Here is a 12,293-nt window from a genome sequence, read left to right on the forward strand (position 1 = left end):
AGGTTTACCAGAAAGATACGCCAATTACTTCAAAAATATATCGTACGCAAACCGCAGAATGGTGCCACACACCACTACCAGAAACAATAGGCGAATAAAGCTGTTGCCTTTGAGGATGGCCAGCCTGGCCCCCGTAAAGCCACCCAAAGCATTGCACAGGGCCATCGGCAATGCGATCGCATAAATGATCTTACCACTCACCGCAAAGAACAGGATAGAGCCCAGGTTGGTAGCCAGGTTCACAAACTTCGCATGGGCACTGGCCTTGAGAAAATCAAAGCCCAGCAAGGTCACGAAAGCCAGGATCAGGAAACTGCCGGCGCCGGGGCCGATAAAGCCATCATAAAAGCCGATCACCAGACTGATGCCCGCGGCATACCACCATTGGCGGGTATCGCTATGGTCTTTTTCCGTATGGGCGCCAAAGTTCTTTTTTGAATAGGTATAGATGGCAACAGCCACCAGGATCACCAGCAGCATTGGCTTCATGAAACTGCTGCTGACCAGCGTAAGCAATTTGGAACCAGTACAGGCCGCGCAGAAGGCAATAGCGGCCATCAACCCCAGGCGTTTGTAATCCAGCTTCACGGTACGCGCATATTGAATGGCCGCAAAACTGGTACCACTAAAGGCAGGTATTTTCAACGTACCCAGCACAGTCGCTACCGGGTATTCGGGCAGCAATACCAGCCCTACCGGAGTTTGGATCAGTCCGCCCCCGCCCACGATGGCATCTACGAAACCGGCAAGGAACGCAGCGATACAGAGCAATATCAGTTCAGTCGTCATAATGGTGATCGGGCTTTGCCGCGGTGGCAACTACCCGGTTTTATTTTTTTAGATTCGCGATGAGCACGCCGGCAACGACGAGCAGTCCGCTCAACGCATGGATCATCGTAAAGGTTTCGCCCAGAAACCATACCGCTTCCAGGATGCTGAAGATCGGGATGAGGTTGCCAAACAAAGCAGTTCGGGCAGCACCCAGTCGACCGATGGCTATATTCCAGCACAGAAAAGCCAGTACTGATGCACCGGCGCCCAGGTAGAGGATGATCAACACGAGGTTGGTGGTCCATTGTACGGGAGGGGTATGGCTCAGCTCGATCACATAAGCCGGCAACAACAACAAAGTGCCCAACGCAAATATGGTGAACAGGAAATTGATAGGGTGAATACCCGCCGGCTTGCGCCTCACAAAAATATTGTAGATGGCAAAGGTCAATGCTGCCACTAAGATCCATCCGTCGCCCGCCGAAAAATGAAAGGCTTTCAAGCGCTCCCAGCTACCCTGCGACAGCAAATAAAGAATGCCGGCAATACAAAGCACGACGCCGATGATGCGCAATGGCTTGATGGCTTCTTTTAAAAAGATAGCGGCCAGCACCAGCGAGAAAATAGGAGAGGTCGTAGTGCCGATCAGGGCCAGGTTGATCGCAGGAGAGTGATGTCCGGCGACGTATACGAAGGTATTGAAGAGGGTGATGCCGCTCAAAGCTGTCCAGAACAGGTAAGATTTATGTTGCAGCAGGAGCGGCCTTTCCACCTGAAACTTTTTCCAGGCAAATGGCAGCAAGATAAGGGAAGCGGTCGCCCACCGGTAAAAGGCCAGACTCACCGGCGGTATCTGGTGAATGACGCCCCGCGCCACCACGAAATTGCCCGACCATACAATCGTGGCGAGTACGGCGAGTCCGATCCCGATAAACAGTTCTTTTTTGCCCGTAGTCATGTGTGTCTGCGAAAAGGGTTAAGGCATTCCGGTATAAGGGGCAAAAGTAAACTTTTCGGCCCACTCCGGGTGCCGGTAGATTAGAGGGGCATTAATAAGTAGTAAATGCCTGCGCAAAATTTTGTTGGTGCGGTAAGTTTTACGCATATTTACGTATAACCTTATTTGTCAGTACCAGACTAACCTGAACGCCTATGAGATGCTTCTACCCATCCATGTTATTGCATCCCTTCTTGTCGGTAATCACCTGTTCAAACCGACGTCTACACACAAATAGTTTCTCCTGTTCATCATCGATGCTTATTTGATATGTACCCGACATTCCCATCATTTAGTTAACCAAACCAAGTTTATCTATGAGAAAGACAATTCTGGGTTTATCCCTGTTGGCTATGCTTTGCCTTGCACTACCTTCCTTTGCACAAAGAACCTGTGGTGTGCAGTTTGAACCCGATCATGCCAAACTAACCGACAAAGGCCGGTACCTGCGTTATCAACAACTGGAAAAACGTATCCAGGACTTTAGCAAAAGCGAACAGGCAGGTGGTGTAGGTGCGCGCCTGCTTACCGCCAGTAGCACCATTATCATTCCCGTAGTCGTGCATGTGGTACATACCGGAACGGCTATCGGCACCGGTACCAACATCAGCGATGCGCAGATCCAATCACAGATCACAGTGCTGAACGAAGATTTCAGGCGGCTCAACGCGAACCGGACAAATACGCCCGCCGGATTTCTGGGGGTTGCTGCCGATCCCAATATCGAGTTCAGGCTGGCTTGTGTGGATCCCACCGGTGCCGCCACCAACGGCATCACCCGTACTTCATCTTCCACTTCTTTTGGCATCAGTAATTACAACAACATCAAATCTACCGCTGCCGGGGGACACGATGGATGGCCCTCTGATAAATACCTGAACATTTGGGTAGGGAATATTACAGCCTTTCTGGGCGTGTCTTCCTGGCCATTTGATCAAAGTACAAGCCCCCAACTGGATGGCGTGGTAATCGGCGCCACTTATTTCGGAACTACGGGCAGTGCGACTGCTCCATTTCACCTCGGGCGTACCGCTACCCATGAAGTAGGCCATTGGTTGAGTCTATACCATATCTGGGGCTCCAACAATCCCAGTGATGCTTCCTGTTCCGATTCCGATGACTGCAGCGACACGCCCAACCAGGCCGATGCGAATGGTGGTTGCCCATCGTCGGCTTCTTCGTGCAGCAATGGCGGGGATATGTTTATGAACTATATGGATTATACCGATGATGCCTGCATGAACCTGTTTACCAATGGCCAGAAGTCCAGGATGCGGGCCATGTTCGCTACCGGAGGGCCGAGAGCGTCGTTCATCACCAATGCCCTTCAGATCGTTCAACCCACCAGCGTTATAGTTTGTAGTTCGATCAACCTTACTGCCTCTAATAATATGAATGTACCAGTGACCTGGACGGTGGTTTCCGGCCCATTGCAGATTACCGCCGGCCAAAACACCAATACCGTTACGTTGACAAAATTATATGATGGCGAAGCGGTGGTACGGGTGGAAGGCTGTGGTTACATAGACGAGATCACCTTGCTGGTGGGGATTCCTCCCATAGATTTCATGTCGTTCACGAATGGCGCAAATGGTAGCCCGTATTTCTGCACCAGCCATACCGGCAATGAATTTTACCCTTCGTTTTCCTTTACGGCACAAAGTGCAAGCGTCGAATGGCGATTGCTCAGCTATCCCAGTCTCTCGGTCGTTTACACCGATCCCACCTGGCGGCCCGTCTATACCCCGATACCGGTTGGTTCCAGCTATGCTGTCGGTTGGTATGTGCTCGAAGCCAGGTTGCACCATGCCTGCGGTACCAGCGACTGGACAGGTTTCGAAGTAGAATTCGTCAATTGTTCGGAACCCGGCGGCGGTGGATGTCCCGATTGTGGATTCAGGGTGCAGGCTTCGCCCAATCCGGCGGTGGGTGATATCAATGTTACCCTGGAAGATATCACGGCCGATGCCAAAGCGTTGTCACGGTCGGCCCCTGTGAAGTATGTGTTATATGATTTCAACCAGACACGTGCCATACGCCAATGGACCTTCGATAATGGGCAGGGCAAACGATCGCTGAATATCCGCGGTTTGAAAAGTGGTCAGTATGTACTCGTCGTCACCAAAGGCAAGTACAGGAAATCAACCAGGATCATCATTAAATGATGAGCTCTTTGATGTAACAAAAAAGCATCGCCCGATCCGGCGATGCTTTTTTTATAGTAGTAGACTGTTGTACAACTAGTGCGCAAAATCGACTTCGTAGTTACCCTTGATGCGCTCCATCGGCGGGTTGAAGTAGCCGTACTTCACGTTCGGAAACTCTTCATGGATCAATTCCTGCACCTGCTTGATGCCCAGCAGATCACCCTGTTCGTACAGATTGATCTTACCCAGGTACCAGTCGGGATCGATGTTGAAATTACGCCATTGGATCATCGTGAGGTCGGTATCGATGATCAGTTTGCGCAGTGCTTCATATTCCGCTTCCGTATCGGTAGCACCCGGGAATACGAAATAGTTGATGCTCGCCCAGCCGCCGTGGCCACGTACCACCTTCAGACTTTCCACGATGTCTTCAAACTGGTAGTTGTTGGGGCGGTAATAGGCTTCGTAAATATGTTTCTGGGCCGAATTGGTACTCACGCGGATGGAGTCTAGCCCTACTTTACAAAGGGCATCTACCGCCGCCGGTTTCGAACCATTGGTGTTGATATTGATACTGCCTTTTTTTGTATGCTTGCGCATCTCGATGATCGACGTGCGGATAGTTTCCCACATCAGCAGCGGCTCTCCTTCACAACCCTGTCCAAAGCTCACGATGGGGAAGGGGGCCGACTCCAGGTGCGGTACGGTAAACTCCACGATCTCTTCTGCACTGGGTTTGAAGGTCAGGCGGTCCTGGGTAGACACGATCTCTTCATCCGATGGCTGGAACGAGATACAGCCAATGCAATTGGCATTACAGGCGGGTGAACTGGGGATCGGACATTCCCAACGTCCCATGAAATAGTTGCGGGCTGCCGGGCAATGGTAGGTCAGCGCGCAGTTATTGGCCAGGTGCTGCACCAGGCGGTTGTGCGGGTAGGCTTCCAGCATATGTTCTACACCGGTGTTGACCTTGTTTTGATCGAAGCCGGCACACTCCTGACGAATGTCCTGCTCGATACGCACCGCCGGTACGTAGAATTTATCGTTGTACCAGCCCGCTGCCGTATAGCAGAACAGGGGCAGGGTAGGGGCGTCATGCCCCGTTTCGTAAGCGGCTATGTAGAGGCCGGTATGCGCAGGCGGAATAAAGGCGGCTACTGCCCAACCCAATTCACAAAGGCGCATTTCACCCGTCTCAACATCGATACCGATACCCCGGCGACCAGGCAGTTCATACATGGAGCCGCCATCGGGCAGCTCGATCCAGTCCTCTACAGGTACCTCAAAAGCATCCCAGCCGGCACGGCCAGCGGCATACAGCGAGGTGTCTTCAAAAATGGTCCCCTTTCCGTCGGAGTACAGTAAATACGGCGATTGCTTTAATACAGACATTTTACAGATTTCAGTTCACGGCCGGCCGCCACCGGACTCCCCACTTTATGCCGTTGCCTTATCGACTGATAACCAACCGGTAGCTGGTATCGGTGCGACGGAATACGGTAAAGCCTGTGAATCAATCCTTTCAGCGGCCCGCTCCTAAATAATGTCTGCAAAATTCGTGAATTTGATCGAGTTCTTCGAATGCAAGATTTTCACGCAGGTCAAACTCGTACGAACCGCTGTTGGCGGTATTGATGGAGATGCAGTCGTAGCGGGCGTCTACCGCATTGATATGCGACCACAGAAAGAACTTACTTTCGGGCAGGGAGGGTATACTGATGCCTGTATGGTGGATGGCGAGGTATTCGGCCGACCCCAGCTTTTTCTCGCAATAGAAGAGATAGCTATAGACCGTACAAAGCAATAGGTGAGTAGTGCCGATCAGCCAATGTCCTTCAAGCAGCAGGGTGATGCCGATGCCGAGAAAGAAAAGGATCTCCGCCAGGCGGAAGAACAGGTTCACCCGGGGCATGTCCATCAGTATATTTTTACCGGCCAGCACGAGGATGAAGATGTCGAGCGCCATCAGCAGCAGGCAGCCCAGGTACAACGGGCTCGATTCGGGTTGTTGAAAATGGGAGATGGCATGTACAAGAATGAGCATTCCGGCCGTTAAATGCAATAACCGGCCAGCTCGCTTCAACTTCTGGAAAGAGGGATGAATGACGGGGAAGTTTAGAGAGTTCATACCACAGTAGTTTGATACTAGATGCAGAACCGGGATATTTCCATAACCGTTTACAAAAAATGGGTACCATTTAATATTTTTACTGTTTTACATCGATCAACATAGTATATTACCCCGTAATATGGCCAACATCCTCCTGATAAAAACCGGCGCCGCTGGCGATGTCGTTCGTACGACCACCCTGTTGCACGTACTGCAGGGGGCCGTCACCTGGGTCATCGATCCACGCTACCAGGAGATACTGCCCATCGGCCATCCCGCCTTACAACGTATTTGCACGATCGACGAAGCTCCGGAGTTGCTGCGGGATGAAACTTTCGACCTCACCATTTCCCTCGAAGAAGATTCAGCCTGTACGCAGCTGGCCTCGGCCATCGCCACGCAGCGACTGATCGGTGTGTACGCCACTGCGCAAGGTATTGCCTATACCGATGAAGTAAAGGGCTGGTACGATATGAGCCTGGTATCCCGGCTCGGTCGCCACAAAGCCAACGAACTGAAAGTGGCCAATACCCACTCCTTCCAGTACTGGTTGTTCCAGATGCTGGAACGCGCATTCAATGGCGAGCCTTACTGTATGTACCGCAACCCTACCATCCGCCAGCAGACCGCACTGATCGGTATCGAGTCACGCAGTGGCCATCGCTGGCCCAATAAAGCCTGGGCAGGTTACGCTGCACTGACCGACCGGCTACGGGCAGATGGTTTCGAATGCCTGCAGTTGGAACAACGCAACAGCCTGCGCGATTACCTGGACGATATTGCCCGCTGCGAATACCTGGTGTCTGGCGATACCCTTGCTATGCACGTGGCCCTGGCCTACGGCATACCGTCGCTGGCTATTTTCAACTGCACCAGTCCTGCGGAGATCTATGATTATGGATTGCTGCAAAAAGTGGTGAGCCCGCTCTTGGGCCGGGCCTATTACGGACGAGACTATTTGCCGGAAGTGGTCGCCTCGATCGACCCCGATCAGGTATACGATCGTATACAGGCGCACTATGCAACCGTCAGGAAGTGGCAAAAAGTGTAGGATTGCGGGCTCTTACCTGCTCGGGGGTATACGCCCGTGAATTGAGCAGCGCCTGCTGCAGCATGGCTTCATACAACACGCGTTCCTCCTGCAACTTTTCCAGCAACGATACGATCTCACTCACGTGTTGATAGGTGATGGCACTGGTGGCCAATTGTACCGGTACCTGCAAGGTGCTGGGTACGATGAAGGGTTTGGCATGTTTGATCACATCGAAGATATTCCCCGACGATTTGGTGATACCATATACCTCAGGAATGCTGTAGCAGATAGCGGTATGGACGACAGAAGGGATAAAGATAAAATGCGCTTCATCGAGCCGCTGGTCAAATTCGGCCTGGTCGACGATCGGCGTGTTATACACACGCAAATGCGTATAATAAGTGGGAAAGTCCCGGGCCTCCCGTAAAATATGTTGCGCATATTCGTCGTTGCCGCCCCCCAGCAGGGTAAGGTACAATGGAAACTGGCGGGTTTCGGCCTCCTGCAACAAGGCCCATACCTGCGCATAATCGCGTCGTTTGCGGTCGATGGTGCCGGGAATCACCAGGTGAAAACAGGAAGCGCTGATGCCCGGATGCTGCCGGTTGTCAAACACGGCGCCGGGTACATTGTGTATGGGTTTTGGCGTTTGCTGTTTCAGGTAGGGGACCATCGTTTCCGATACCACATTGAATTCGTCCACATAACGGATCAGGAGGCGCTTGCCCAGGTGATGCACCAGTTCGCGCAGGTTGCGGGAAGGTGTCGACTGAAACAGGCAGTTGATATCGTGTACGGTCAATACCACCCGGGTTCCTTTCAGCAGGCGGATCACCCCCGCAAACAACAGGTGGTTCGAACTGATGGTATTGATGTACAGCAGATCGGGCCCCACCTTTTTGACAGCGCGGTAAAAGCGCCAGAAGGTGAGCAACCGTGACCTGGCCCTTTTCAGGATCCGCCACTGATATCGGCTCATGGAAGTACCAAAAAGATCGCCAAATCGTTTGTAGGTCTTGGTATCGGTAAAAATGTACAGCTCATTGGAAGGAAGATCGAACAATCGGATGACCGGGTAGGCGCCTTCAAAATGCTCTGTTTCGAAAATACCTATTTTCATTAAAGTGTGTTAAGAGTAAGAGTTCCGGTATAAGTATTATGTTTGTAACTTATGCATCGGCTCATAAAACGGCACCCTGGTGGCAAACTTAAAGAAAAATCTTGTTTATAATTTTCTGCTATCGATCAGCCAGGTACTGATACCACTTGTTTCTATTCCCTATATAGCCCGTGTACTCGATCCGGAAGGCATTGGCCGGGTCAGTTTTATCGATTCATTTACCTACTACTTCATCGCCATTGCTGAGTTTGGGATCGTCGTGTACGGCGTACGTGCCATATCGAGGGCCAGAAGCGACCAGCAACTATTACATAAAACGGTTTCGGAACTGCTGGTATTGCACCTGGTCACTTCTTGCTGTGCCCTGCTGTTGTATAGTATAGCGGTGATGGCCTGTTGGTACAAGATCCAGGATATGCGCTTGCTGTTGTTTTCACTTTCTTTTCTACTCGTCAATGGTTTTGCCTGCGAATGGTATTTCTGGGGACAGGAACGGTTCCGCTATATCACCATCCGCTCGCTCCTCACACGTGGCCTGGGCCTGCTGTCGATCTTCCTGCTGGTGAGGCGTCCAGAACAATACTACCTGTATTATGGCATCATCGTTTGTTCTGCCATCGCCAACCTCGTGTGGAATAGGTGGACGCTTTTTCGCGAGGTGCCCATCAGGTTCCGGCAGGTCAACTGGCAACAGCATATTCCCCATACACTGGTTACCTTTCTCATCAGCTTGTTTGCGGGTATTCCCTTGCTGCTCGACAATGTATTGCTTGGGTTGGTAGGCAGCACAGCAGCCGTCGGAATCTATGCCTTTTCCGTGAAGATCGCCCGTATCGTTTCCGCCCTATTCACGGATGCCTTCCTGGTACTGTATCCACGTACGGTGGCGTTGATAGAGCAGCAGGACCAGTCCGGGATGCAGGCGGTGATCCTGAAATCGGTGCAGTTACTCACGCTGCTCGCCATACCGGCCGGTGCTGGCCTCTACCTGCTGGCCGATCCTTTCGTGCAGGTATTCCTGGGGTCCCGGTTTGGGGCGGTGGCAGCCAACCTGCGCATCATTGCCCTCTTTCCGCTGTTGAAAGGATGGGGGGTATTGTTGAGCAAGCAGGTACTGGTGGCCCATGACCAGGAGAAACTATTTCTTCGAAGCCTGGTGGCCGGCAGTATATTGTTTGTCGGCTTCACGCTGGTGTTGTCTTATTACTTCGCCGACCAGGGTGCTTGTATCGCCCTGCTGTTATCGGAAGGCGTGGTGCTGGCAATGAACTATTATTATATCCGCCAACGTATAGGCGCTCTACGCCTCTTTGACTGGAAGACTGCCGGCAATGCCCTGATTGGTTCGCTGGTATTTGTACCCATCGTATATGGGGTACGGCTACAGTTCGAGGCGCCTGCCATGGTATTGATGGTATCGGTCGTTCTCTGTATCCCGGCTTATTTTGGGCTGCAGTTGTTTGTGCTGCGTAATACCTTTGTGCGCGCCGTATACCAGGGCGGCTGGGCCTATTTCAAGGCCTGATCGATTAAAAGAAACTATGACGACAAACCGACCTCATAAGTATTTTCTCCAGGAGCACCTGCACCGGCAAGGCGTGGTGCATGGTGGTGTCGGCAATATCGATGCGGAAAAGATATTGATGCGCAAAGGTTTTCAACCCGTTTTATTTCCTTGCCTCGATGGTTTCAGTATACTGGCCAAACTCAGAAGAACCTGGTTCCTCTTCAAAACAGTGTTCTCGTTGCCCGCAGGCGCTTTGTTTGTGATACAGTTTCCGGTATACCCACGCCTGCACCAGTCGTTGGTGCGGTTACTGGCCCGGCGCAAACAGGTAAACGTTATTTGTTTTATTGCCGACATCGATGGACTCAAAACAGCCGATGCCCAACTGCTGGAGCGCGAAAAGACTACCTATCGTTCTTTCCAATATTTTATCGTACACAATGAGGCCATGGAACAATGGATCCGGCAGGTGGTGCCCGGTTGCCGCGTGACACAGATCGGATTCTTCGATTTCCTGACAACACCTGTTGTACAGGAACGGCGCCCGTCTGCCGATATCGTTTTCGCGGGCAACCTCGCGAAGAGCCGGTTCCTCTGGCAGTTGGAGCAGTTGCAGGCTTCGCCACTTCGTTTCCTGCTATATGGTCCTTACGAGGCAACGGCAGATCGCTGGCCTGCCAATACACGTTATGAAGGCGTGTATGAACCTTACCGGTTACCTGCACAGCTTGCAGGCAGCTACGGGTTGGTATGGGATGGAGACAGTATCGAGCAGGCTGGTGGCCCGCTGGGCGATTACATGGCATATATCAGTCACCATAAATTGTCGCTGTACTTACTTGCCGGACTTCCCATTATCACTGCCCGCAAAGCAGCATCGGCGGCGCTGGTGGCGCAATACGGGATTGGCTATGCCGTCGATAGTTTGCAGGAGATAACCGCCCTGATAGCGGGTATCGACGATAGTACTTACCAGCAGCTGGTGGCCAACACGCGAACCCTTGCCCAACAGATCAGCCAGGGGAAGCGCCTGGGAGATGCCCTGGACCGGATCGAGGCGATGATCGCGGCGGAAACTACCTGACTGAGGGCATGCAGGTAGCCCCCAATGCTGGTTCATACGAAAGTGGTGAATAAGCGAATGAAAGTGAAGCTTCCTTACAGTGCAATTGACCTACAAGCGTTGATAAAGTGGATGAAAGTTAACTTGCCCCGGCAGAGCGCTTGACCCCCAGGTAGCGAAAAAGCGGATGAAAGTTGACGAGTGTGAGCGAGAGCATGAGTAATTCGGTAAAGTTGGCATCGGCAGTAAAGGAGAAACCCAGCACCAATACAAACGATGCGAAAAACAATACGCGATCGTATCGCTTCGTAAAGAAACCCACCAGGAAAATCCCTTCCAACAACATGCCCGCTATATACAGGCCATTGGCGATGAACGGATGTGACAATACAAAACGATATAATCCCGCAGCCACACTGTGCTTCTGGTAATACAGGAAAGCCGCCAGGTTTTTCCGCATGATCAGCAGCCCCTGGTCGGGCTGCAGCCAGCCAAACCGCAGCAACTTCCACAGGAAAGCGCTACTGAACACAAACAACCCGAAATACCGCAATGCCTGCCATAGATAGTTGAATGAACGGATATCCTTCACCACAAATGGAATGGCGATCACCAGTATGCCCACCTTATGCGAAGTATGATGCGTACCGAATGAATTGAATGCGATGAAGTAGAGGAGATACAGTAATAAGAATAGTATCATATTCCATCGCCACGCCGGTGCAATGACGCCCAGCAGGGCAGTTATGATAAGCACGCTATCGACGATGCCAGCTACTACGATATGGCCGGTGATCAGCTCTGGCAGCTGCAATAGGTGCATCAGCCAGTAAGTGAGATCTACATAAGGGTACCTCAAAACAGGTCGCTGCAATTGGTGCAGCATGGTATGCGCGTAATAATCATACAGCAGTGACCCGAAAACGAACAGGAATACGAGGCGGCATAGCAGGTCTCGCTCTGCCCGGTTATACTCGGTGTTGCTGGTCAGTGTCCGGGCCATTGTAAAAGTTGGTAAGAAGAATCTAGGATGATGCGCTGACTGTTATCGTAATGCACTTGCAATACATCAACCTGCACGTTATAGATAGATTGCCCGGTGATTTCCTGCAGGTAATGAACGTACCAGTCGGGGAATTGCTGCAGTTGTACCTGCCCATTAAAGAGCCGGGCCTCCCAGGGTTGCAGGTACTGGTAGGCAGCTCGTGCCTTCGACCGGAGAAAACTAATAGTGGGATCAATACCTCCGTTCTGCTTCATGCGCAGGTAATAACTAAGGGGGGTGCCGAGAAAAAAACGGGTGCCTGGTGCATAGCCGGCACTGGCATCGATCACCATACTGTCGTTGACCGTCGTGCGCAACAACTCATATTGGGCCACCGGTTGTTCTTTTTCAGAATACATACCCCATACGAAGAAAGGGGTGACCTGCGTACCCAGTACATTGAAGAATAGGGTCGCGATACCAAAAAGGATCAGTAAGTAGCATAGTCGCCTGTCGTGTTGCCAAACCCGGTAGAGGAAAGTCTTTTTCATGCTGCT

The 12,293-nt window shown here is 51.8% G+C and carries 11 protein-coding genes; 4 read left to right on the top strand and 7 right to left on the bottom strand.

Annotated features, from left to right (window positions below; genetic code table 11):
- Positions 1–24: 24 nt before the first annotated feature.
- Both P2W70_RS10080 and P2W70_RS10085 read right to left on the bottom strand, forming a co-directional pair.
- Positions 25–789 (bottom strand): sulfite exporter TauE/SafE family protein, encoded by a 765-nt coding sequence (locus P2W70_RS10080; protein WP_276481322.1) that lies wholly within the window; start codon positions 787–789, stop codon positions 25–27.
- A 40-nt stretch (positions 790–829) separates the two neighbouring features.
- Positions 830–1,729 carry a DMT family transporter gene (locus P2W70_RS10085; protein WP_276481323.1) on the bottom strand — a complete coding sequence of 300 codons (900 nt, stop codon included), beginning with the start codon at positions 1,727–1,729 and terminating at the stop codon, positions 830–832.
- Between the two features lie 356 nt (positions 1,730–2,085).
- Here P2W70_RS10085 and P2W70_RS10090 point away from each other — a divergent pair, with 356 nt between their 5' ends.
- The gene (locus P2W70_RS10090; RefSeq protein WP_276481324.1) at positions 2,086–3,933 is read left to right on the top strand and encodes a M43 family zinc metalloprotease; all 1,848 of its coding nucleotides are present in this window, start codon (positions 2,086–2,088) and stop codon (positions 3,931–3,933) included.
- A gap of 75 nt (positions 3,934–4,008) precedes the next feature.
- Here P2W70_RS10090 and P2W70_RS10095 read toward each other — a convergent pair whose 3' ends face one another.
- Together P2W70_RS10095 and P2W70_RS10100 are read right to left on the bottom strand one after the other, a co-directional pair.
- Positions 4,009–5,310, bottom strand: coding sequence for a radical SAM family protein (locus tag P2W70_RS10095; protein WP_276481325.1), 1,302 nt, complete (start codon positions 5,308–5,310; stop codon positions 4,009–4,011).
- Positions 5,311–5,440: 130 nt separating this feature from the next.
- Complete coding sequence (locus P2W70_RS10100) at positions 5,441–6,046, bottom strand: hypothetical protein (RefSeq protein WP_276481326.1); 606 nt, start codon at positions 6,044–6,046, stop codon at positions 5,441–5,443.
- 121 nt (positions 6,047–6,167) lie between these two features.
- Between P2W70_RS10100 and P2W70_RS10105 the strand changes: the two genes are divergently transcribed.
- Entirely contained in the window at positions 6,168–7,079 is a 912-nt protein-coding gene (locus P2W70_RS10105) for a glycosyltransferase family 9 protein (RefSeq protein ID WP_276481327.1), read from the top strand.
- Here the strand turns inward: P2W70_RS10105 and P2W70_RS10110 are convergent.
- A complete protein-coding gene (locus P2W70_RS10110) occupies positions 7,057–8,181 on the bottom strand; it encodes a glycosyltransferase family 4 protein (RefSeq protein ID WP_276481328.1) in 1,125 nt (374 codons plus the stop codon). The genes P2W70_RS10105 and P2W70_RS10110 overlap by 23 nt on opposite strands.
- A gap of 79 nt (positions 8,182–8,260) precedes the next feature.
- Between P2W70_RS10110 and P2W70_RS10115 the strand changes: the two genes are divergently transcribed.
- Both P2W70_RS10115 and P2W70_RS10120 read left to right on the top strand, forming a co-directional pair.
- Positions 8,261–9,706 (top strand): oligosaccharide flippase family protein, encoded by a 1,446-nt coding sequence (locus P2W70_RS10115; protein WP_276481329.1) that lies wholly within the window; start codon positions 8,261–8,263, stop codon positions 9,704–9,706.
- A gap of 16 nt (positions 9,707–9,722) precedes the next feature.
- On the top strand, positions 9,723–10,772 hold the full coding sequence (locus P2W70_RS10120) for a glycosyltransferase (RefSeq protein ID WP_276481330.1): 1,050 nt from the start codon (positions 9,723–9,725) through the stop codon (positions 10,770–10,772).
- Positions 10,773–10,890: 118 nt separating this feature from the next.
- Here P2W70_RS10120 and P2W70_RS10125 read toward each other — a convergent pair whose 3' ends face one another.
- Both P2W70_RS10125 and P2W70_RS10130 read right to left on the bottom strand, forming a co-directional pair.
- Positions 10,891–11,754 (bottom strand): hypothetical protein, encoded by an 864-nt coding sequence (locus P2W70_RS10125; protein ID WP_276481331.1) that lies wholly within the window; start codon positions 11,752–11,754, stop codon positions 10,891–10,893.
- On the bottom strand, positions 11,739–12,287 hold the full coding sequence (locus P2W70_RS10130; RefSeq protein ID WP_276481332.1) for a hypothetical protein: 549 nt from the start codon (positions 12,285–12,287) through the stop codon (positions 11,739–11,741). Before P2W70_RS10130 ends, P2W70_RS10125 begins: the two co-directional genes overlap by 16 nt.
- Positions 12,288–12,293: the final 6 nt, after the last annotated feature.

This window comes from Paraflavitalea pollutisoli (genome assembly GCF_029360705.1).
GTDB lineage: Bacteria > Bacteroidota > Bacteroidia > Chitinophagales > Chitinophagaceae > Paraflavitalea > Paraflavitalea pollutisoli.